The organism is Micromonospora sp. NPDC005220, assembly GCF_040607895.1.
Classification (GTDB): domain Bacteria; phylum Actinomycetota; class Actinomycetes; order Mycobacteriales; family Micromonosporaceae; genus Micromonospora.
In genome coordinates, this window is sequence record NZ_JBEXHP010000002.1 from 143,974 (window position 1) to 164,596 (window position 20,623).

The window sequence follows — 20,623 nt, forward strand, 5'->3', positions numbered from 1 at the left end:
GGAGCCACCGGAGCGTGCGGTCGCATCCACGCCTGGCAGCGTACGACCCGGCACCGGCGGACCCGGAAAGGCACGGACAGCTACCCTTGTACGGTGACGCTACGCCTGTATGACACCGCCACCCGATCGGTGCGGGACTTCGTCCCGCGGGAAGCCGGCAAGGTGGGGGTCTACCTGTGTGGTCTCACCCTCCAGGCGCCGCCGCACATCGGTCACCTTCGCTCCGGCGTCAACTACGACGTGCTGCGCCGCTGGCTGTTGGCCGCCGGCTACGAGGTCACCTTCATCCGTAACCTCACCGACATCGACGACAAGATCCTGGTCAAGGCCGGTGAGCAGGGCCGCCCGTTCTGGTCGATCGCGTACGCCAACGAGCTGCTGCTCGCCGAGTCGTACCGGTCGTTGAACGTGCTGGCGCCCACCTATGAGCCGCGCGCCACGGGGCACATCCCCGAGATGCATGAGCTGATCACGAAGTTGATCGCCGACGGGCACGCGTACCCGGCGAGTGACGGCTCCGGTGACGTCTACTTCGACGTGGCGTCCTGGCCGGCGTACGGGTCGCTGTCGGGTCAGTCCCCGGACGCCATGCAGTCCGCCGGGGACGCCCCGGACCGGGGCAAGCGGGATCCGCGTGACTTCGCGCTGTGGAAGGGCGCCAAACCGGACGAGCCGGCGGACGCCTACTGGCCGTCACCGTGGGGGCTGGGCCGTCCGGGCTGGCACATCGAGTGCTCGGCGATGTGCTGGCGCTATCTCGGCCCGGAGTTCGACATTCACGGCGGTGGCCTGGATCTGACGTTCCCGCACCACGAGAACGAGATCGCCCAGTCCAATGCGGCCGGGTTGCCGTTCGCCCGTTACTGGGTGCACCACGGGCTGCTGAGCATCGGCGGGGCCAAGATGGGCAAGTCCGCCGGCAACGCTCTGGACCTGGCGTACGTGGACTCGCTCGGGGTGCGGCCGGTGGAACTGCGCTACTACTACGCCGCCGCGCACTACCGCTCGGTGATCGACTACTCGGAGGATTCGCTGCGCGACGCGGCCACCGCGTACCGGCGGATCGAGGGTTTCGTGCAGCGGGCCACCGAGCGGGTCGGTGCCGGGCAGCTCGGTGAGCTGCCCGCCGGCTTCGTCGCGGCGATGAACGACGACCTCAACACGTCCGCCGCGCTGGCCGTGCTGCAACAGCACATTCGGGACGGCAACACCGCCTTGAGCGTCGGCGACGATGTGACCGTCCGCACCACCCTGGCCGTGGTGCGGGCAATGCTGGATATTCTCGGGATCGACCCCCTCGACCCGGCCTGGACCGGTGGCGGCCGATCGGACGATCTTCGTACCGTGGTGGACTCCCTGATCGCGCTGGCCCTGGAGCAGCGCGCGCAGGCTCGGGGCCGCAAGGACTGGACCGCCGCGGACGCGGTACGTGACCAGCTCAAGCTGGCCGGCGTGGTGGTCGAGGACACCCCCCAGGGCCCCCGTTGGACTATTGGAGAGCAGGACTGATGGCCGGCAACTCGCAGCGCCGTGGCCGGCGACTGACGTCGAAGGCAAGCGCCCCCAAGGGCACCGGCGGCAAGAACAAGGACTCGCTGGCCGGGCGGGGCCGCACCCTGCCCGCGGACGAGCGGCCGTGGCACAAGGGCTACTCGGGCACTGAGAAGCTGCCCCAGCGCACCGCCTGGAAGCAGGACAAGGAGCGCCGCGCGGCGGCCGAGGAGGGGCGTGCCCCCAAGATCGGTCAGCCCGGTAGCAAGGACACCACCTGGGGTCGGGGCGGCGGTCGGGGCGTACCGGTCGGTCGGGGTGCCACCGGCGGACGGGGCGGCAAGCCCACCGGACGGTCCGGCCCCCGGGTCACCCCGGGGCGCAAGTCCAACCCGTCCAAGGACACCCCGGAGCTGCTGGTCGGGCGTAACCCGGTGCTGGAGGCGCTGCGCGCCAACGTGCCGGCGACGGCGCTCTACACCGCTCAGGGCATCGACATGGACGACCGGATCAACGAGATCATCCGGACCGCCGCCGACCGGGGCATTGCCAACCTGGAGATCAGCCGGGCCGAGCTGGACCGGATGACCGGCGGGGTGCTGCACCAGGGCGTCGGGTTGCAGGTGCCGCCGTTTGCGTACCAGCCGTTCGAGGACATGGTCGCCGCTGCCCTGGAGCAGCAGGCTCCGCTGCTGGTCGCGCTGGACGGTGTCACCGATCCGCGCAACCTGGGTGCCGTCATCCGGTCGGCTGCCGCGTTCGGCGCGCAGGGTGTCTTCGTACCCGAGCGTCGTGCCGCCGGGATCACCGCGACCGCCTGGCGGACCAGTGCCGGCGCGGCCGCGCGGGTGCCGGTGGCGCAGGTGACCAACCTGACCCGGTCGCTGAAGGCGTGCCGGGACGCCGGCTTCATGGTCGTCGGCCTGGACGCCGACGGCGACACCGACCTCTACAACCTGGAGGCCGCTGTCGGTCCGCTGGTGGTGGTGGTCGGTTCCGAGGGGCGTGGCCTTTCCCGCCTGGTCGGGGAGACCTGCGACCTGACCGTCAGCATTCCGATGATCTCCGAGGTCGAGTCGCTCAACGCCAGCGTGGCGGCGGCGGTCGCCCTGGCCGAGGTCGCCCGCCGGCGCTCCGTCGAGCTGTAGAGCACGTCGACGAAGGCCCTCTCCCGCCGAGCGCGGGAGGGGGCCTTCGTGGTCAGATCTGACGGGTCCACGCGACGAAGAGCAGCGCACCGGCGAGCGCCATCAGCAGCACGGTCGGGAGCAACCAGAGCGGGCCGCGCTCGCCGTCCAGGCGTCGGGTCAGCCGCTGGTGCACGGCGGCGATGCCGATCAGGGCGGCCAGACCGGCGGCGGTCATCGGCAGGCCGACCAGGAAGTGCGCCAGCCACGCGCCGGCCCGGGTCGGACCACCCCAGGAATTGTCGTACGGCCCCGGGTCCACCACGCCGTACAGCACGCCCCGCAGCACCATCAGCATTTGCACGCCGAGTGGCAGCAGGGCCACGGCACCCACGAGCAGGCTGAGCAGCGCGTGGCCGAGCACCGCGACCGTGCCGGGCCGCCGGCCGGGCACGGCCGTCGGTGGCATCCCGAGCAGTCCGGTACGCAGGGCCCGCCAGCGTGTGACGGCGGCGTCGGCTCCGCCCAGCGGGGCGGTCACCAGCGTGAGTACGGCGACCGGGACCAGCGTCGCGCAGTAGACGAGGCTGCGGGCAGCCAGGCGGGCGATCCGGTGCGGCCGGCTCCGGACGGTCGGGTGGGCGGTGGCGATGGCGGACACGGCGTCTCCTCGGCTTCGGAATACCGTGACGGTACGAACGTCATCGCCCCTGCCGGATCACTCCACAGAGCCATCCCCGCGCTGGCTCCACAGGGTGACAACCCCCGCCGGTACCGACGAAGGGGCGGCCCGCCGAAGCGGACCGCCCCTGTCGGTACGGCGTTACGTCAGATCCGGCCACCGGTGGCGGCGTGGAAGACGTGGCTGCGGCCGGCGACCGGCCTGACGAACACGGTGTCACCCATGTTCGGCATGTTGCGCCGGTCGGTGCGGACGACGAAGCGCTCCGAGTTGCCACCCAGCGCGGCGTGGCCGTAGACGTTGGCGTCCGAACCGAGGTCCTCGACCAGCTCGACCACGACCGGCATGCCGCCCTCGGTCGGGCTGACCAGCTCGCAGTCCTCCGGGCGGAAGCCCACGGTGACCTTGCCGTCGCCACCCTCGGCGCGGGCCGCCTCGACCTGCTCCCGGGTCAGCGGAATGTTCAGCTCGGCGAACTCGGCACCCCGCTCGTTCAGCGGAACGGTCTTGATGTTCATGGCGGGAGAGCCCATGAAGCCGGCGACGAACACGTTGGCCGGGGTGTCGTAGAGCGCCCGCGGGGTGTCCACCTGCTGAAGGACACCGTCGAGCAGCACCGCGACCCGGTGACCCATGGTCATGGCCTCGACCTGGTCGTGCGTGACGTAGACCGTGGTGACGCCCAGCTTGGCCTGGAGCGACGCGATCTGGGTACGGGTCTGCACGCGGAGCTTGGCGTCGAGGTTCGACAGCGGCTCGTCCATGAGGAAGACCTGCGGCTCGCGGACGATCGCCCGGCCCATCGCGACACGCTGACGCTGACCACCGGAGAGCGCCTTCGGCTTACGGCTGAGGTACTCCTCGAGCTGAAGCAGCGCGGCCGCCTCCTTGACCCGCCGGTCGATCTCCGACTTGGAGGTCTTGCGCAGCTTGAGGGCGAACGCCATGTTCTCGTACACCGTCATGTGCGGGTAGAGGGCGTAGTTCTGGAAGACCATCGCGATGTCGCGGGCCTTCGGGGGAAGGTGGGTGACGTCACGCTGGTCGATGTAGATCGAACCGGCGTCCACGTCCTCCAGGCCGGCGAGCATCCGCAGGCTGGTGGACTTACCGCAACCGGAGGGGCCGACCAGAACGAGGAACTCCCCGTCGCCGATCTCGAGGTCCAACTCGTTGACGGCGGGACGCTCTTGGCCCGGGTAGACCCGGGACGCCTTGGAATAGGTGACCGTAGCCATGGTGAAGCGCTTCCTTTCACCGGCAGGAACGTGCCGGACGATCCGAGTGAAGGAGCAACCAGCACGTGCCGTGCCGGTCAGCGGACGGCGGCCCGGTCGCGGGGGCGCCCGGTTGTCGTCCGTGTCAGTGAACCGTAAACGCGTTTAACCGTGCTGCCAAGGCGAGGGGCCGCCGATCCCGACAGACGGCCTACGCATTCCGGTCACTCCGGCACGGTCGGACATCAATCGACGCCATGGCACACGGGCGTGCGTCGGGTTGTTGACGATTCCCGTGCTCGGGAGGCCTCGCGATCGGGATTACCGGACGTCAGTCGCTATGCTGACCTCGACACACGCGCCCCTGTAGCTCAGCTGGCCAGAGCACTCGCCTTGTAAGCGAGATGTCGCCGGTTCGATCCCGGCCGGGGGCTCCAATTACATCAGACCTTTACCGGGTGGCGCTGCCACGAGTCGACCAGTTGACAGCGCCGGCACTCACGAAAGCTTCCCGTCGACCATGAAGTCCGGTGGGTAGCCCTGCCCTACGCGCTGCCCGGTTCTGGTGGTGACTGTCAGATGGTCAGCTGAGGCCGTCGGATGAACTGTCTGTCGCTGGCGGTGACCGATGCCGTTGGACCGGCCGCTCGGAGGACGACATCGAGGACCAGGTCTGGATCCGCTACGTAGGCGCCGCTGGCCCATGCGGCGTTTGCCTCGATCACGGCCCAGCGGCCGTCGACCAGTCCTACGTCCACGACGACGGCGGAGGGCAGGGTGTGCCCGAGCCCGGCGACGAGGTCGGTGCCGAAGGCCAACGCGTCCGGCGACGGAGGGCCGAGGTGCAACCGGCCGTGCGCGGCGTACTGGCTGCCGGTGTGGACGACAGCGTCGAGCAGGTGCAGCCGGTACTCGGCGGTGAAGTCGACGATGTCGCTGACGAGCACTGGGGTCCGCCGGTCGACGGCATCCGGGCCGGGCAGACGGGAGCCGTCGGTGTAGATCATCGCCGGGATGTTCTTGTCGTTGGGGGACTTGATGAACGCCGGCCGACGGAGTTCGTAGGCCTCGCCGATCGTGACCAGGGTGATCTCGCGGCGGGTGAGTTCACGGGGTAGACCAGTCAGCCAGCCAGGCGCAGCCTCCAGGGGCGCGATCCCCAGCAGTGGTGCGACGACGTCGGCGAAGCTCGGTCCCGCATGAAGGTGATCAGCACGCAGTCCGGGGGGTACCTCGAAGGTGCGCAGCTGGACGGTGCGTAGTTCGCGTCGGTGAGCGGCGTCGCGCAAGCTCTGAGCCGAGGCTGTCAGGCGCGGCGGCAGGACGAGTGTCACGGCCGACGATTCTGCCCAGTGCGCCGTCACAGTTACCAATCCTTTCCACCGGCACAGGCCGCGCCTCCGCCGGGCCGCCCCGAGGGGCACCGGGCGTCGGCCAGGTTCGCTATCGTGCCTCCGTCCCGCCACCGGGCGGCGTTTCACGGGGGAACCACAATGAAACAGAGCACCACCCTGCTCGTGCTGGGTTTGACCGCCGGTCTGTTCGTTACCGCCGGATGCACTCCTGAAGCGGAGTCCACGCGCGCCGAGAAGCCGGTCCAGGCCACCTCAGCCGTGCCGTCTCCGACGCCCGACGTCCGGGCCGAGTTGGTCGCGGGACTCCAGCGGTCGCAGGGGGTTGCGCACCGGTACGCGGTGCGCGGCGGCCTGCCCGAAGGGCAGAAGATCACCGGCACGGGCGCCTTCGACCCGAAGAAGCGCCGTTTCCAGAGCACGGTCTCGGTCACCGGCGGGAAAAATCCGTCGGCGGGAAGCCGGATCGTGATCGGCACCGACAGCTACGTACGGCCGTCCGACGACAAGGACTGGGTGCACGTCGATCTGAAGCGAGTGAAGCGCGACGATATCTTCCTGCGCTTCGACTGGGCCGACCCGACCGGTCTGAAGGCGTTCACCTCGTCGATCGTCTCGGTGGACCGCGTCGACCCGCACACCTACACGGGCCGTTTCGACCCCAACGGCAAGGACACCACGTCGTTCCTTCCCGTTGGCGCACCGAGCATCGTCTCGCTCGGCGCACGCCTGTCGCCGTTCACGATCACTACCGACGACCGGGGCTGGGTCACCTCGATCAAGGTGGAGCTGAGCCCCAGCGACGGCCCGAAACTGACGATGACCACCACCATGAAGGATCACGGGACGCCTTCGCAGATCACCGCGCCGAAAGGAGCTGGTGAGGCGGCAGAGTTCTATTACCGCTAGTGATTGCGAGCGCCGGCCATCAGCACCGCCCGCAGCGAGCCCCGTGCGCAGCCCTGGCCGTCCACCCGCGACGGGCACCGCCACAGCGGATGCTCCGGGTTGAGCGGCGCGCTACCCGACCGGACGGCGGAGTGCCTGACGGTAGCCTGGGCTCCGGCGGCGAGCAAAGTGAGGCCGGGGGGTCGATGAGTCGCGCGGTGGAGGAGTCGAACCGGGCGATGCTGCGTGCCCGGGACGCGATGGACCGGGCGTACGCCGAGCCCCTGGACATTCCCGCGCTGGCCCGGATCGCGCACGTCTCGGAGGCACACTTCATCCGTACCTTCCGGGCCACCTTCGGTGAGACCCCGCACCGCTACCTGCAACGTCGCCGGGTGGAGCGGGCGATGACGTTGCTGGTGGAGACCGACCGGGACGTGACGGACATCTGCTACGCCGTCGGCTTCGGCAGCCTGGGCACGTTCAGTCGGACGTTCCGGCAGATCGTCGGCGACTCACCCTCGGATTTTCGGCGTCAACGCGTCGCGCCGGCCAACGTGCCGTCGTGCTTCACCAAAGCCTGGACCCGACCCAGCAGTTTTGGATAAGCCCCAGGTCACGGCCTACCTCTAGCGTCATGGGCATGACGATGAACGCGATCAGCCGCTCTCAGCTCTACGTCCTCGACCAGGACGCAGCCCTTGACTTCTACGTCAACAAGCTCGGCATGGAGGTCAACACCGACCAGGACCTCGGGTTCATGCGGTGGCTCACGGTCAACCTGCCCGGCGACCCGGAGCGGGAGATCCTGCTGGAGAAGCCGGGCCCGCCCGCGCTGGACCCGGCCACCGCCGAGCAGGTCCGCGAGCTGCTCACCAAGGGTGCCCTCGGCGGGTACCTCTTCATGACCACCGACGACGCCCGCAAGACGCACGAGGATCTGGTGGCGAAGGGCGTCGAGATCACCGACGAGCCGACCGAGCGCCCGTACGGGATCGACTTCGGTATCCGGGACCCGTTCGGCAACAAGATCCGCATCGGCCAGATGTTTCCCCCGGCGTAGGGGGCGGGCGATGAGCCAGGCCGCCGCGTTTCCGGTGGTACGACCGGCCGCCGTGATGGTGTCGTTCGGCCTGGCGGTGACGGCCGGCTGGCTGTGGGTGTCGGTCACCTTCGCGGGGGCGACGTCCGGTCGGGCCGACTGAGCCGACGAGCGCAGTGCCGGGAGGTACGGGTAGAACCCGTGCCTCCCGGTGTGTTGAGGTGGGATCCATGGTGACCCGGTTGCTGTACCTGACCCGACACGCCGAGCAGGATCTGTCCGAGCTGAGTGGGCTCGACGCCAGCGAACCGGACACCGGCCTGTCGGAGCGCGGCCGGCAGCAGGCCACCCTGCTGGGCGAACGCCTGCGAGCCCGCCGGTTCGCCGCCGTCCATCACGGGCCGCTGCGCCGGGCCGCGCAGACCGCCGAGCTGATCGCCAAGTCGCTGCCCGACGTTCCGGTGTACGAGACGGAGCTGGCCGGCGACCACCTCCCACACGACACGGATCCGGCTGGCCTGCCGCCCGCGTACGCCGAATTTCTGTCGCAGTTCTCGGCGGCCGAGCGGGTCGACGGGCCGCGAGTGACGGCGGAGGCGGTGCGGCGGTTCGCCGGCCCGGTCGGCGAGGGGCCCGCCGGCGGCGAGCCGGTCCGCGAGCTGGTCGTGACGCACAGCTTCCTGATCGCCTGGCTGGTGCGGCACGCCCTCGACGCGCCGGAGTGGCGGTGGCTGGGCGTGAACTCGCACAACGCGGGGCTGACCGTCATCCGGTACAGCGCGGCCGGCCCGCCGAGCCTGGTCGCCGTCAACGACGTGGCTCACCTTCCGCTGGCGCTGCGGGGCACCGGCCTGCCCCCGGACTACCTGGTGTGAGTGCCGGTGGCCCGCAGTAGCAGCTTGACCACCGCCTGGGTGGCCGGCGGTGGGGGCGCGTCCGCCGGGCAGTCGACGTACCCCGTCTCGGTGTTGCCGACGACCAGCCGGTGGTGGAAGGCGTCCGCGCAACGGGTCGGGCTGGTCGGCTGCCGCGCCTCGGCGGCCAGCCGGGGGTCGGCGGCCAACCCGGCCAGGCGACCGAGGTCGGCGGGGGTGAGCCGGCCGGTGCGTCGGCTGCCGGCCTGGTCCACCACGGTCCACTGACCGTCCGGCTCGACTGTCACCGAGTCACCGCGCCCGGCGAAGCCGCCGGAGGTCCGCAACGTCACAGTGGCGGGCACGCCGCTGTTCGGCGGGCCGACGGTGGGGGCGGTGGTCGGCAGCAGGGTGCCGGTGGCCGGAGCGCTCGGGCCGGGAGCGGTCGTCGCCGACGGTGGGGTCGGGTCCGGGGTGGTGGTGGGGGCTCGGTCGACGCTGGTGCAGCCGCCCAGGAGGGCAACCAGTAGCGCGGTAGCGGCGCCGGTTGTCGAGGTGAGTCTCATTGTCGTCGGACGCACGACGCGCAGCGTTGGTTCCCGTGTCAAGAGCCTCATCCGAACGGCCATTGTCTATGTCTGGAAGTGGTCGGAGGCGCTTTTCCTCGTCACATATAGAACAATGTGCATCTGTGACTACCCCCGTCACACTCTTCTCCTTCCAGGAGGGCACGTGAAAAGACCTCTCGCCGCCGTCAGCACAGCTCTGCTCACCAGCGGCCTGCTGACCTGCGTCGTCACCGCGGCGCACGCGGCTCCGCCCACCGCTCCCGCACCGGATGCCTCCGCCGTGGCCCGAGCGGCAACCGTCCTACAGACGAACCCCGGCGCGGTCCAGGGTTCGGGCGCGGAGTCGTACCGGGTGCACAGCACCAAGGTCGACCCCAGCGGCGCCGCCCACACCCGCTACACCCGGACCTATCAGGGCCTGCGGGTGTACGGCGGTGACTTCGTCATCCACACCGCGCCGAATGGCACGTACGCCGGCAGTTCGGTCGGCCTGGCCGCGCCGCTGACCCTCACCACGTCGGCCAGGACCACCGCGGCGGCCGCGAAGAAGGCCGCCACTGCCAGGTTCACCGGTAAGGCCGAGGCGGTGGGCACACCCGAGCTGTTCGTCGACGCCAGCTCCGGCGTGGGTCGGCTGGCCTGGGAGACCGTGGTCAGCGGGTGGCAGCCCGACGGGCAGACCCCGTCCCGGCTGCACGTGATCAGCGATGCCACCACCGGTGCGGCCGTCGGCGCCTACGACGAGATCGAGTCGGTGGTCGGCAGCGGCCAGGGCATCTACACCGGCGCGGTCAGCATCGACACGACGCTCTCCGGCAGCACGTACCAGATGATCGATCCGTCGCACGGCAACGGCCGTACCTGCGACATGAACAACGGCACCTCGTCCTGCACCACCTTCACCGACGCGGACAACGCGTGGGGCACCGGGACCAACTCCAACCGGCAGTCCGCCGCCGTGGACGCGCACTTCGGCGCCGCCAAGACGTTCGACTACTACAAGAACGTGCACGGCCGTAACGGCATCTTCGGCAACGGCACCGGCGTGCCGAGCCGGGTGCACTACGGCAACAACTACGTCAACGCCTTCTGGGACGGCGCCCAGATGACCTACGGCGACGGCTCCAGCAACTCTCGCCCCCTCGTCTCCCTGGACGTGGCCGGGCACGAGATGAGCCACGGTGTCACCGAGGCGTTGGCCGGCCTTGTCTACTCCGGCGAGTCCGGCGGCCTCAACGAGGCCACCAGCGACATCTTCGGCAACATGGTCGAGTTCTACGCCGCTGCGCCGAGCGACCCGGGTGACTACCAGGTCGGCGAGGAAATCAACATCAATAACAACGGTACGCCGCTGCGTTACATGTACAACCCGTCGCTGGACGGCTCGTCCGACAGTTGCTGGTCCACCAGCACCAAGAACAAGGACGTGCACTACTCCTCCGGCGTGGCCAACCACTTCTTCTTCAACCTGGCCGAGGGCACCGGCGCCACCGCGTACGGCACCTCCCCGGTCTGTGGTTCCGCCCCGGCGGTGACCGGCATCGGCCGGGCCAAGGCCGAGAAGATCTGGTACCGGGCGCTGGACGTCTACTTCACCTCCAACACGTCGTACGTCAGCACCAGCAACCCGGCGAACACCGCCCGCGCCTACAGCCTGCGGGCGGCCACCGACCTGTACGGCAGTTGCTCCACCGAGTACAAGGCCGTGCAGGCCGCCTGGACCGCGGTGAACGTGGCCGGCAACGACGCACCCTGCTCGACCGGCAACGACTTCTCGGTGGCGCTGTCGCCGACCGCCGGCTCGGTGAACCCGGGCAGCGCGGTCTCCACCACCGTGTCGACCGCCACCACAAGTGGCTCGGCGCAGACTGTGACGTTCTCCGCGTCCGGCCTGCCCAGCGGGGCGACCGCCGGGTTCAGCCCCACCTCGGTCACCTCGGGCGGATCGTCGACCCTCACCATCAGCACGTCGGCCAGCACCCCGCCCGGCACCTACTCGGTCACCGTGAACGGCGCGGGAGCGGTCACCCGCAGCGCCACCTACACGCTGACTGTGAACGGCACCGGTGGTGGCTGCACCGCGCCGGGGCAGAAGCTCGCCAACCCGGGCTTCGAGTCCGGGGCCACCAGCTGGTCGGCCAGCTCCGGGGTGATCACCAGCTCCAGCAGCCAGGCAGCCCGCACCGGCTCCTGGAAGGCGTGGCTGAACGGGTACGGCACCAGCCGTACCGACACCCTCGCCCAGTCGGTGAGCCTGCCGACCGGCTGCTCGTCGTACACGCTCAGCTTCTGGCTGCACATCGACTCGGCCGAGACCACCACCACCGTCGCGTACGACACGCTGCGCGTGCAGGTGCTCAACTCGGGCGGGACGGTGCTGGCCACGCTGGCGACCTACTCGAACCTGGACAAGGCCACCGGCTACAGCCAGAAGTCCTTCTCGCTGGCGTCGTACGCCGGCCAGACCGTCAACCTGAAGTTCACCGGCACCGAGGACTCTTCACTGCAGACGTCCTTCGTGGTCGACGACACCGCCCTCACCGTCTCCTGACCTGACCCCGACCTGGCGTGCGGGCCCGGCGGCCACCCCTCACGGTGGTCGCTGGGCTCGCCGGGTGCGGTTTCCTGGCCCTCCGCGTGACCTGACCCATCGCCGCGCCGTTATGGTCGCCGCGCGGGTGCACGACGTCGGCTCGCCAGATCGGCGCCGTCGGACGGTGGCGCGGGAAGGAGCGGACGTGTCCGACGCGGAGTTGACCGTCGAGGTGACCGGACCGGTCGCGACCGTGGTGATCCACAACCCGGCCCGGCGCAACGCGATGACCGCGGCCATGTGGCGTCAGCTCCCCGAACTGCTCGACCGGTTGGAACCCGACCCCGACGTACGGGCGTTGGTGCTCACCGGCGCGGGCGACGCCTTCTGCGCGGGCGCCGACCTCGGTGACCTGGCCGAGCTGTTGGACGCCGGCGATGCCAGCATCGCGGTGGCCGCCGAGGAACGGCTGGCCCGGTTCGCCAAGCCGACCATCGCGGCCATCCGAGGCGCGTGCGTCGGAGGCGGGGCTCAGCTCGCGGTCGCCTGCGACCTGCGGATCGCCGCGGACGACGCCCGGTTCGGCGTACCGCCGGCCCGGCTCGGGCTGGTCTACCCGGCGCCGACGACGCGCCGGCTGGCCCGGCTGGTCGGCCCGTCCGCCGCCAAGCATCTGCTCTTCACCGCCGAGCTGATCGACGCCGAGCGGGCCCTGCGGATCGGTCTGGTCGACGAGGTGCTGCCGCTCGACCGGCTCGCCGCGCGGGTGGACGAGCTGACCGCGACCATCGCCCAGCGGTCGCCGCTGAGCATCGCCGCCGCGAAGGAGATCATCGACGATCGGGCCGAACCCGCCCGGATCGCCTGGTGGCACCGGAAGGTGACGACGACCGGCGAGGCCCGGGAGGGCGTGGCAGCGATCACCGAACGCCGACAGCCCCGCTTCGCCTGGCGGCCACCGACCGGCGACTGACCGGGTTTCAGCGGTACGCGTCGAGACCGCGGACATCTTCGTTAACGGACGGTAGCGGCAAGCCGGTCCCACTCATCGTGATATCTCGATCCCGGGTGCCCGGTTCTCCGGCCGGTACGGCAGGCTGTCCTTCGTGCAGCGTGATCAGTTGCTTGCGGGCCGCTACCGGCTCCTGGAACGCCTCGGCAGTGGCGGCATGTCGGCGGTGCACCGGGCGTACGACGAGGTGCTCGAACGGGACGTGGCGGTGAAGGTGCTGGTCGCCTCGGACGTCAACGCTCGACAGCGGATCCGGAGCGAGGCCAGGGCCGCGGCCCGGCTGTCGCATCCACACGTGACAAGCGTCTACGACTACGGAGAGTCGGCCGTGGACGATGGCGAGGTCCCGTTCGTGGTGATGGAGTTGCTCGGCGGTCACACCCTCGAACACCGGCTGACGGCCGGGCCGTTGCCGCCGCGCGCCGGGTTGCGGGTGTGCGCCGAGGTGGCCTCGGCGCTCGCCGCCGCGCATGAGCAGGGGTTGGTGCACCGCGACATCAAGCCGGGCAACGTGATGCTCACGCCGACCGGCGCGAAGGTGCTCGACTTCGGCATCGCGGCAGCCGCCGGGGCGCCGGAGATCGACTTCGAGGGGCGACTGCTGGGCACGCCGGCGTACCTGGCGCCGGAGCGGTTGCAGGCTGGCGAGGTGCTGCCGGCCAGCGATGTGTACGCCCTCGGCCTGCTGCTGCACCGGGTGCTCACCGGCCGACTGCCGTGGCCCGCCGAGGCGCAGACCGGGATGCTTCGCGCGCACACGCACGTCGAGCCGGACCCGCTGCCCCCGATCGACGGCGTACCGCCCGAGGTGCACCGGCTCTACCGCTGGTGCCTGGCCGGCGACCCCGCCGACCGGCCGCCGGCCGCCGACGCGGCCCGCATCCTGCTCGCCGCCGCCGGCGCAGCCGTGCCCGAGGCGGCCGCCGTTGCCGCCGAACCAGCGGCAGCGGTCACCAAGCCGACCAGCACCATGCCGGCGAGCGCCGAGCCGACCAGTGCCGAGTCAACCAGCGCCGGGCCGACGAGTGCCAAGGCGACCAGCACCGGGCCGACGAGCGCCAAGGCGACCAGCGCCGGGCCGACCGGCGACTCGGCGGCGCGGATGAGGCGCGCGCCGTGGCGGCGGGGGCGAGCCATTCTGACGGTCGGCGGGGCCGTGATCGCCGCGGTGGCGCTGGCCGGGTCGCTCGGCGACGTCAGCAATCGTCGACCCGGGCAGAGCGCCGCGCCGACCGGTAGCGGCCCGGGCACCACCACGGTGGGGATGCCGCGCACCGAGGAGCCGACCGACACGGTCGACAGCAGACCGTCCGTCGTACCGTCGACCAGGAACGCCGCGACCGCTACCCGGACCGGCCCCCCGACCAGTCCGGGCGGGACAGCGGTGCCCGGCCCGACCACCACAACTGGCGGCCCGACCCCGACCACTGTGGCGCCGACCCCCACCGCTGCCGCCGGCGTACCCGTCGACGCGCGCGGCGGGACGGTCACCGCTCGCTGCGTGGGGAAGATGGTCGAGGTGCTCGCGGTGACGCTCGCGCCTGACTTCCGGGCCGAGTCGTACGACCCGGGGCCGGCGAAGAACATCGTGGTCGAGCTGACCTCCGCGGAGCATCGCAGCGAGGTCCGGGTGCGTTGTCCCAGTGGCGAGCTGAAGTCGAAGGTCAGGGAAAGCGCCACCTGACCTGGGGGCCGGCGGGTGCCGCGCCCGGGACGTACCCGGGTCGCGGCCCCCCGTTCCCGCCGGCCGGTCTGTCACCGCCCGATCAGCGCCCCCCAGCCCGGGTTTGCCGGCTCCCGGCGCAGCGGCATGCCCGCCTCCGCTGGTGTCCGGTCTCCCTTGCGCTGGTTGCAGGCGTAGCAGGCGGCGGTGGTGTTCCGCCAGGTGTTCCGGCCGCCGCGCGAGCGGGGCAGGATGTGGTCGATGGTGGAGGCCGGGCCACCGCAGTACGCGCAGCACCTGCCGTCGCGGCGCAGCACACCGGCGCGCGACCAGGCCGGCCCGGAGTTGAACCTCCACCGGGTGACCACGAAGCGGACCAGCCGCACCACCCGGGGCATCGGGAAGACCCCGATCACCCGGTCCGGCTCGGCCTCGTGGATCTCGGCCACCCGACGGCAGAGCATTCGTACGGCGTGTTGGACGGTGACCCGGTGCAGCGGGCCGAGGTCGGCGTTGATGACGAGGACGGCGTCCACCGGGATCTCCTTTCCAGAGGGTGACGGACAGCAAGAAGCCGCCCGGTCCGACGGTCGGACGGGGCGGCTCAGCGCGTACGGGTACGCGTCAGTCGGGCCGGCCCGCCCGGGGACCTTCCGCTCGGTAACCGTCACCGGGCAGCGCCGACGGCACGGTGGTGACGTGCGCCATCGTCATGAGCTGCTCCCGCGGTGGTGGTTGACCTTGCGCGCTCACGGTAGGTCGACGGGGGAGACACCGGCAACGTATTTCGATCGGCCGGCCTCCTCGGGGCGCCGTTGCCGACGGGTGCGGGGAGTTGCCTTCGCCGTGGCCTCGGCGGTGGTCAGCGGCCGGTTCAGCCGCAGCGCCATCCGGGCGGTGAGTTCGCTGTCCAGCAGGGGCCGGTTGACCTCACCGGCGACGGCGAGCGCGGGCCCGGAGACCGACCGCCAGATCGCTGCCAGCCCGGCGCCGAGGCCCACCAGGGCGACGGTGGCGCGGGTGGTCGGTGAGCCGGCGGCCGCGGCGGCGCTCACCCCGACGACCGCGAAGAGCACCAGCAGCAGGGGTACCAGCACCGGCCAGAAGATGCCCCGGGCCGCCTGCGCCACCAGCCGCCGGTCCCGGATGATCAGATTTTTGGCGATCACCGCGTAGTCCTCCTCATCGAGCAGGTCGCGCGGGTGCAGGCCGCCGGTGAGCACGTCGCGCCAGAGGTCACCCTGGCCGCGCAGCGCGCGGCTCAAAGCGGCGGGCGTCGGCTCGGTCGGGTCCCCGTGGCCGGCGCGGTCGACCGCGCTCGCCCAGGCGGCCAGCGACCGGCGCACCACTGCGGCCGAGTACGGCGGCAGCACGCTGGCCAACTCGTCCAGCCACCGGCTGATCTGGACCTGCCGGCCGCCGAACTGCCGCAGCAACTGCGCGACGTCGCCGGCTCGGACGGTGTCGGCCACTGATCGGCCCAGTCGGTAGGCCAGCCCGACCCGGTGGTTCGCGGCCATCGCCCAGCGCAGCACCTCCACGTTCAGGTCGTCGAGGGCGAGCAGCAGCGGCACCGGGTCGGCGGGGTCGGGCTGGGCCAGGTCGGGCAGGAGGGCTCGGGCGGCCGACGTGTCGGGTACCGGCCCGGTGTGCCGGGTGAGGTCGGCGATCTGGGCCAGGGCGACGTCCACCCCGTCGAGGTACATCCGCATCCGCCGGTGCGCGGACATCTCGGTGAGGTTGGAGAGTTTGGCTGGCGGTACGGCCGGGCGGGCCTCGACGAAGGCGCGGGGCTCCGCGTGCTGCCCGTGGTGGTAGGCGTCCGCCATCCACCAGCCCAGCCGGAGTGCGGTGACGATGCAGGCGCGCTCGTCGCGGATCAGCGGGTACGCGTCGTCGCGGCCGATCTCGTCGATCGACGACGAACCGTGCTCCACGCCGGCGCGGTGCAGTGGTGACATCTTCCGCTGCCCTCCCGCCCGGCCGATCGACGGTTGATCATTCGAGCGTACGGCAGCTTATGGTGGCTTATGTGGGGTTTTGTCGATTCGGCCTGCCGGCCAGCAGCCCGCGCGGCCGGATCGAGCGCACCGGCTCGGCCGCGCCACCCTCGGCGCGCAGGATGTGGTTCGCGGCGATGATCCCGGTCGCCGCCGAGCGTTCCATCAACGCGCTCGGGAAATCCGTGGCGATGCCGTCGCCGGCCAGGTAGAGGCCGTTCGCGTCGGTGCGTACCACCGGTCGCCAGGCGTGGCTGCCCGGCGTGAACGCCGGAGCCTGCGCCTCCACCCGGGCCCGCAGCTCGCGGACCCGCAGGTCGCCGGCCTCCGGCCAGAGCGCGACCAGCTCGCGGCGCATCCGCTCGGCCAGCTCCTCGGCCGGCACGCCGGGTTCGCAGGCGTACGCGTGCAGCTCGATGACCGACCCGCCGGTCCGCTGCGCCCAGCGCCGCGGCTCGTTCTCCAGCCGGTGGTAGAGCGTCACCGAGTCCAGAGTGGGCTGACGGGACACGCCACTGAACACCGCCCGCTCGGCGGAGACATCCCCGGAACACCAGTAGCGCGCCACCGCGTACGGCGGGCCAGGGGTGCCGAAGGCCGGCATCCGCGCCGCCAGCTCGGGTGCCTGCTCGGCCAGGTCCGGCGAGGCCGCGACCAGCGCGGCGAGCGCCGGTGGGTCGACGGCGAGCACGACGTGACCCGCCGGATGGCTGCCGCCGTGGGTGGTCGTCACCCGCCAGCCGTCGGCGTCGCGGTGCACCCCGGTGGCGGCGCAGTTGGTGAGCACCCGGCCGCCGTGCTTCTCCACGTGCCGGGTCAGCGGCTCCCAGATCGCCGTGGCGTAGTCCTCATCGGGGCAGTCGAAGGCCAGCCCCTCCGGGTTGCCGAGCAGGTAGAAGTGGAACTGGGCGACCATCTCGGCGGCCGACATCTCCGCCTCGTGGTTGAAGAACGAGTGCGAGAAGACCTCGAACAGCATCGCCCGTGCCCGGTCCGGCAGTCGCAGCGACGACAGCAGCTCGTCAGCTGTGGTGTCGTCCAGGTCGGCGTAGGTGCGCACCGGGTCGTAGCTGAGCAGCGGCAGCGCGGCGTCCCGATCCATCAGTCGCAGGTCGGCCAGGCGCAGGCTGGGGCTGCGCAACAGCAGCGCGAGCAGGTTCGCCGGCGGCGCGGGCGGCAGCTTGCCGAACTCCTCGGTCGGCCACTGCTCGCTGAGAATCGGGTAGCCCGGAATGGGCTTGAGGAAGGCCAGGTCACTGTCGACCCGGCGGAGGATGGACCGCCAGTTGTAGTACTGCCGGAAGAACGCGTGGAAGCCGTGCTCGTTCTGCTGGCTGCCGTCGGCCAGCGCCTCCGGCCAGGCGCCCAGTCGACCGCCGAGCGTCGGTGCCGCCTCCAGCACGGTGACCGCCACGCCCCGTTCGGCCAGCACCACCGCCGCCGACATGCCGGCGATGCCGCCACCCACCACCAGCGCCGTGGTCGGTCGCGGCACCCGGTCGGCGCCACCGCCGCCCGGGTCCACCTGATGCTGCCGTACGCCGATCAGCCGACCTACCACTTGCGACAGCGCCATGGGTCCAGTCTGCCCCACCTTCGGCTCAGTCGTTCGGTAAGCAACGGCGGGGGCGGTCGGAGGCGGGCCAGACGTACTCCAGATCCACCGGCACGTCGTCACCGAAGAGGGGGCGGTAGTGCGCCGGGTCCTTGCGCAGCAGCGACGAGCGGTGACTCAGGTGCAGGTCGTCGCGGCCCAGCCAGGGTGGCAGCTCACCGGCTTCGGCCAGCTCGTTCTGGGTCCGTACGACGCCGGCCCCACAGGCGGCGGCGAGGTCGACGGTCATCGTGGTGGCGCAGGTGTCAGCCCGCCCCGGTTCGGTCCAGACCGCGCACATGTCCAACCCGTAGCGGACCAGCGCCTCCTCGTACCCGGCCCACATCTTCACCGCCGGGTGGTTGCGCCAGCCGTACCCGGGTCGGGTGAGCCCGCGCAGCACCTGGATGGCCTCCACCCGCTGCTTGCCCAGCCGCTTCTGGTCCAGCGTGCGGGCGCTGGCCAGAAAGCCCGGGTACGGGAGGAACGTCTGCATGTCGCTGCTCTACCCGTCGCCGGGGCGGACATACCTGGTCCCGGGATGATCCGGACGGGGTCGCCCAGCATGGCTGGGCTGATTACGATCCGGACATGGCGGAGCCGTGGCGGGATCGGGCGCGACGGGCGGTCGAGTGGAACTGGCGGCTGCGCTCCGTCGGTGATCCGCGCCCGCACTACGTGATCTGCGGAAAGGACGCGCTCGCCTACTACGTGGCCCGGGCGATGCTCGAATCCGAGCTGCCGGCGGGTGGGGCCCGGGTGACCGTGGTGGTCCCGGAGCGTTACCGCAGTAACGGGCCGGACGTGGCCGGGTTACGCGGGGTCCGGGTGGTCCGCTCGGAACGGCTGGACGTGGCCACCTTCGAGGCCGCCGGCCTGGCTGGCGCGACCGGGCTGGCCCTGCTGCACCAGGACGACGTGGGCAACCTGCACGCGGCGCTCTGCGCCCAGGCCGTCGACCAGCGGGTCCGTCAGGTGCTGCGGATGTTCAACGGCACCCTCGCCGACGGCGTACGGAAGCTGCTCAAGGCCCCGGTCGAGGTGCTCTCCGACGCCGAGATGGCCGCGCCGGCCTTCGTGGCCGCCGCACTGAACGAGGTCGACCCCAGTTCGTTCCAACATCGGGACAAGACGCTGCGGGTGGCCCGGCGGGCCGACGTCCGACCGCAGGACGTGGTCTGCGCGCTGGCGCACTTCACCGAGGCGCAGAGGGTGGAGCTGCTGCCGGCCGAGCAGGCCGGCGCCGACCTGGTGCTCGCCGAGGCGACCGGTCAGCCACCGGGCACCGAGGTCGCCGCCCGTCGGCTGGTCCGGGCCCGGCGGCGGCGTCGCCCGGTCACGGTGGTGATGGGAGCGGTACGCGGCTTCGCCACCCGCAAGATCGGCATCGCGGTGATGTTGGTGCTCGCGCTGATCGCGGTGCTGGGGGCGCTGATCTCCCGGGCCGAGGACGTCTCTCCGCTGGAGGCGCTGTACCTGACGCTGGTCACCACGCTCAGCGGCGCCGACCCGGACACCACCAAGGCGGCGGACGCGCAGATCATGCAGGTGGTGCTCAACCTCGCCGGGCTGGCGCTGATTCCGCTGATCACCGCCGTGGTGGTGGACGGCATCGTCAACGCCCGGCTGGCCCTGCACACCGGCCGGTTGCAACCCGCGCGGGTCGGGCACGTGGTGGTGATCGGCCTGGGCAACGTCGGCACCCGGGTGATGGCGCAGCTGCGCGAGTACGACGTCGAGGTGGTGGCCATCGACAAGGCCGCGGAGCCGCGCGGTGCCGCCCTGGCCCGCCAGCTGGAGGTGCCGCTGATCGTCGGCGACGCCGCGTTGCCGGAGACGCTTGCCGCCGCATCGGTGGCCGACTGCCAGGCACTGGTGGTGGCGTCCACCGACGACGTGGCCAACCTGGAGGCGGCGCTCGCCGCCCGCGACCTTCGTGCCGACCTGCGGGTGGTGCTGCGGTTCTTCGACGGTGACTTCGCCGAACGGGCGGAGGAGACCTTCGCGCTCGGGGTGTCCCGGTCGGTCTCCTACCTGGCCGCCCCGGCCTTCATCGGGGCACTCACCGAACGCGCCGTGATCAGCACCATCCCGGTCGACCGGCATGCGCTGCCGGTCGCCGAGGTGCCGGTCGCCGCCGGCTCCGAGTTGGACGGCCGCCCGCTGGACGTGGTCAACCGGGACGGGCAGGTCCGGCTGATCGCCCGCACCCCGGCCGGCGGCGCCAAGACGATCTGGTGGAAGGACCTCGACCCCCGGCAGGTGATCTTCGCCGGTGACCGGCTGACCGTTGTCGCCCGGCGGCGCGGGCTGGACTGGCTGACACGGCAGTGCGCCCCGCCGGCCCGGCCGGGCCCGGTCCCCCGGCCGGCCGGGTCGGTCCACGGCGGGCCGCTCACGCCAACGGCGACTCCCTCGGTGCCGGACCAGGCGGGCTCGAGGGTCGGTGCGGGACATTCTGTTCCGTCGGGCGGGGATGTGCCTCCGGCGACCAACAGCGGTCAAGTTGACGGACTTGAGCTGACCCACCGGCATGACGGGACCGGCGAGGAGAGCTGACGCTGCGCGGAGCGGCCGGCGCGCTCGGACAGTGCCTTGT

The 20,623-nt window shown here is 71.4% G+C and carries 19 protein-coding genes and 1 tRNA gene; 12 read left to right on the plus strand and 8 right to left on the minus strand.

Annotated elements, in window-relative coordinates:
• Positions 1 to 93 precede the first annotated feature (93 nt).
• Together cysS and rlmB are read left to right on the plus strand one after the other, a co-directional pair.
• Positions 94 to 1,509 carry a cysteine--tRNA ligase gene (gene cysS / locus ABZU52_RS01665; protein ID WP_354969167.1) on the plus strand — a complete coding sequence of 472 codons (1,416 nt, stop codon included), beginning with the start codon at positions 94 to 96 and terminating at the stop codon, positions 1,507 to 1,509.
• On the plus strand, positions 1,509 to 2,639 hold the full coding sequence (gene rlmB, locus ABZU52_RS01670; RefSeq protein WP_354969168.1) for a 23S rRNA (guanosine(2251)-2'-O)-methyltransferase RlmB: 1,131 nt from the start codon (positions 1,509 to 1,511) through the stop codon (positions 2,637 to 2,639). The genes cysS and rlmB overlap by 1 nt, the downstream gene beginning before the upstream one ends.
• A gap of 52 nt (positions 2,640 to 2,691) precedes the next feature.
• On the opposite strand, the gene ABZU52_RS01675 is transcribed toward rlmB, so the two are convergent.
• Both ABZU52_RS01675 and ugpC read right to left on the minus strand, forming a co-directional pair.
• Positions 2,692 to 3,279 carry a hypothetical protein gene (locus ABZU52_RS01675; protein ID WP_354969169.1) on the minus strand — a complete coding sequence of 196 codons (588 nt, stop codon included), beginning with the start codon at positions 3,277 to 3,279 and terminating at the stop codon, positions 2,692 to 2,694.
• A gap of 167 nt (positions 3,280 to 3,446) precedes the next feature.
• Complete coding sequence (ugpC, locus tag ABZU52_RS01680; RefSeq protein WP_354969170.1) at positions 3,447 to 4,538, minus strand: sn-glycerol-3-phosphate ABC transporter ATP-binding protein UgpC; 1,092 nt, start codon at positions 4,536 to 4,538, stop codon at positions 3,447 to 3,449.
• 339 nt (positions 4,539 to 4,877) lie between these two features.
• Here ugpC and ABZU52_RS01685 point away from each other — a divergent pair.
• Positions 4,878 to 4,954, plus strand: a tRNA-Thr gene (locus ABZU52_RS01685).
• Between the two features lie 138 nt (positions 4,955 to 5,092).
• On the opposite strand, the gene ABZU52_RS01690 is transcribed toward ABZU52_RS01685, so the two are convergent.
• The gene (locus ABZU52_RS01690; protein ID WP_354969171.1) at positions 5,093 to 5,806 is read right to left on the minus strand and encodes an ATP-grasp domain-containing protein; all 714 of its coding nucleotides are present in this window, start codon (positions 5,804 to 5,806) and stop codon (positions 5,093 to 5,095) included.
• Positions 5,807 to 6,010: 204 nt separating this feature from the next.
• On the opposite strand from ABZU52_RS01690, the gene ABZU52_RS01695 reads away from it, so the two are divergent.
• The 5 genes from ABZU52_RS01695 to ABZU52_RS01715 all read left to right on the plus strand — a co-directional run bounded on the left by ABZU52_RS01695 (position 6,011) and on the right by ABZU52_RS01715 (position 8,674).
• Positions 6,011 to 6,778, plus strand: a complete 768-nt coding sequence (locus tag ABZU52_RS01695) for a hypothetical protein (RefSeq protein ID WP_354969172.1) — start codon at positions 6,011 to 6,013, stop codon at positions 6,776 to 6,778.
• A 185-nt stretch (positions 6,779 to 6,963) separates the two neighbouring features.
• Positions 6,964 to 7,365 (plus strand): AraC family transcriptional regulator, encoded by a 402-nt coding sequence (locus tag ABZU52_RS01700; RefSeq protein ID WP_354969173.1) that lies wholly within the window; start codon positions 6,964 to 6,966, stop codon positions 7,363 to 7,365.
• Between the two features lie 35 nt (positions 7,366 to 7,400).
• Positions 7,401 to 7,820 (plus strand): VOC family protein, encoded by a 420-nt coding sequence (locus ABZU52_RS01705; protein ID WP_354969174.1) that lies wholly within the window; start codon positions 7,401 to 7,403, stop codon positions 7,818 to 7,820.
• Positions 7,821 to 7,830: 10 nt separating this feature from the next.
• Entirely contained in the window at positions 7,831 to 7,962 is a 132-nt protein-coding gene (locus ABZU52_RS01710; RefSeq protein WP_354969175.1) for a hypothetical protein, read from the plus strand.
• Positions 7,963 to 8,029: 67 nt separating this feature from the next.
• On the plus strand, positions 8,030 to 8,674 hold the full coding sequence (locus tag ABZU52_RS01715) for a histidine phosphatase family protein (protein ID WP_354969176.1): 645 nt from the start codon (positions 8,030 to 8,032) through the stop codon (positions 8,672 to 8,674).
• Here ABZU52_RS01715 and ABZU52_RS01720 read toward each other — a convergent pair.
• Positions 8,662 to 9,234: a hypothetical protein gene (locus ABZU52_RS01720; RefSeq protein WP_354969177.1), complete on the minus strand. Its 573-nt coding sequence runs from the start codon at positions 9,232 to 9,234 to the stop codon at positions 8,662 to 8,664. The two genes, ABZU52_RS01715 and ABZU52_RS01720, sit on opposite strands and share 13 nt — an antisense overlap.
• Positions 9,235 to 9,385: 151 nt before the next feature.
• Here ABZU52_RS01720 and ABZU52_RS01725 point away from each other — a divergent pair, with 151 nt between their 5' ends.
• The 3 genes from ABZU52_RS01725 to ABZU52_RS01735 all read left to right on the plus strand — a co-directional run bounded on the left by ABZU52_RS01725 (position 9,386) and on the right by ABZU52_RS01735 (position 14,451).
• Entirely contained in the window at positions 9,386 to 11,773 is a 2,388-nt protein-coding gene (locus ABZU52_RS01725; protein WP_354969178.1) for a M4 family metallopeptidase, read from the plus strand.
• Between the two features lie 187 nt (positions 11,774 to 11,960).
• Positions 11,961 to 12,728 carry an enoyl-CoA hydratase/isomerase family protein gene (locus tag ABZU52_RS01730; RefSeq protein WP_354969179.1) on the plus strand — a complete coding sequence of 256 codons (768 nt, stop codon included), beginning with the start codon at positions 11,961 to 11,963 and terminating at the stop codon, positions 12,726 to 12,728.
• Between the two features lie 133 nt (positions 12,729 to 12,861).
• Positions 12,862 to 14,451 carry a serine/threonine-protein kinase gene (locus ABZU52_RS01735; protein ID WP_354969180.1) on the plus strand — a complete coding sequence of 530 codons (1,590 nt, stop codon included), beginning with the start codon at positions 12,862 to 12,864 and terminating at the stop codon, positions 14,449 to 14,451.
• Positions 14,452 to 14,522: 71 nt separating this feature from the next.
• Here ABZU52_RS01735 and ABZU52_RS01740 read toward each other — a convergent pair whose 3' ends face one another.
• The 4 genes from ABZU52_RS01740 to ABZU52_RS01755 form a co-directional block, all read right to left on the minus strand.
• On the minus strand, positions 14,523 to 14,966 hold the full coding sequence (locus ABZU52_RS01740; RefSeq protein WP_354969181.1) for an HNH endonuclease: 444 nt from the start codon (positions 14,964 to 14,966) through the stop codon (positions 14,523 to 14,525).
• Between the two features lie 213 nt (positions 14,967 to 15,179).
• On the minus strand, positions 15,180 to 16,391 hold the full coding sequence (locus ABZU52_RS01745; RefSeq protein ID WP_354969182.1) for a hypothetical protein: 1,212 nt from the start codon (positions 16,389 to 16,391) through the stop codon (positions 15,180 to 15,182).
• Positions 16,392 to 16,458: 67 nt separating this feature from the next.
• Positions 16,459 to 18,006 (minus strand): FAD-dependent oxidoreductase, encoded by a 1,548-nt coding sequence (locus ABZU52_RS01750; RefSeq protein WP_354969183.1) that lies wholly within the window; start codon positions 18,004 to 18,006, stop codon positions 16,459 to 16,461.
• A 25-nt stretch (positions 18,007 to 18,031) separates the two neighbouring features.
• Positions 18,032 to 18,520: an MSMEG_6728 family protein gene (locus ABZU52_RS01755; RefSeq protein ID WP_354969184.1), complete on the minus strand. Its 489-nt coding sequence runs from the start codon at positions 18,518 to 18,520 to the stop codon at positions 18,032 to 18,034.
• A gap of 95 nt (positions 18,521 to 18,615) precedes the next feature.
• Here ABZU52_RS01755 and ABZU52_RS01760 point away from each other — a divergent pair, with 95 nt between their 5' ends.
• On the plus strand, positions 18,616 to 20,583 hold the full coding sequence (locus ABZU52_RS01760; protein WP_354969185.1) for an NAD-binding protein: 1,968 nt from the start codon (positions 18,616 to 18,618) through the stop codon (positions 20,581 to 20,583).
• The last annotated feature ends 40 nt before the right edge of the window (positions 20,584 to 20,623 follow it).

Excerpts from the sequence above, each read along its gene's own strand:
- rlmB (WP_354969168.1), top strand. The coding sequence starts at position 1,509 with ATGGCCGGCAACTCGCAGCGCCGTGGCCGGCGACTGACGTCGAAGGCA.
- ugpC (WP_354969170.1), bottom strand. The coding sequence starts at position 4,538 with ATGGCTACGGTCACCTATTCCAAGGCGTCCCGGGTCTACCCGGGCCAA.
- ABZU52_RS01695 (WP_354969172.1), top strand. The coding sequence starts at position 6,011 with ATGAAACAGAGCACCACCCTGCTCGTGCTGGGTTTGACCGCCGGTCTG.
- ABZU52_RS01700 (WP_354969173.1), top strand. The coding sequence starts at position 6,964 with ATGAGTCGCGCGGTGGAGGAGTCGAACCGGGCGATGCTGCGTGCCCGG.
- ABZU52_RS01705 (WP_354969174.1), top strand. The coding sequence starts at position 7,401 with ATGACGATGAACGCGATCAGCCGCTCTCAGCTCTACGTCCTCGACCAG.
- ABZU52_RS01710 (WP_354969175.1), top strand. The coding sequence starts at position 7,831 with ATGAGCCAGGCCGCCGCGTTTCCGGTGGTACGACCGGCCGCCGTGATG.
- ABZU52_RS01715 (WP_354969176.1), top strand. The coding sequence starts at position 8,030 with ATGGTGACCCGGTTGCTGTACCTGACCCGACACGCCGAGCAGGATCTG.
- ABZU52_RS01745 (WP_354969182.1), bottom strand. The coding sequence starts at position 16,391 with ATGTCACCACTGCACCGCGCCGGCGTGGAGCACGGTTCGTCGTCGATC.
- ABZU52_RS01750 (WP_354969183.1), bottom strand. The coding sequence starts at position 18,006 with ATGGCGCTGTCGCAAGTGGTAGGTCGGCTGATCGGCGTACGGCAGCAT.
- ABZU52_RS01755 (WP_354969184.1), bottom strand. The coding sequence starts at position 18,520 with ATGCAGACGTTCCTCCCGTACCCGGGCTTTCTGGCCAGCGCCCGCACG.
- ABZU52_RS01760 (WP_354969185.1), top strand. The coding sequence starts at position 18,616 with ATGGCGGAGCCGTGGCGGGATCGGGCGCGACGGGCGGTCGAGTGGAAC.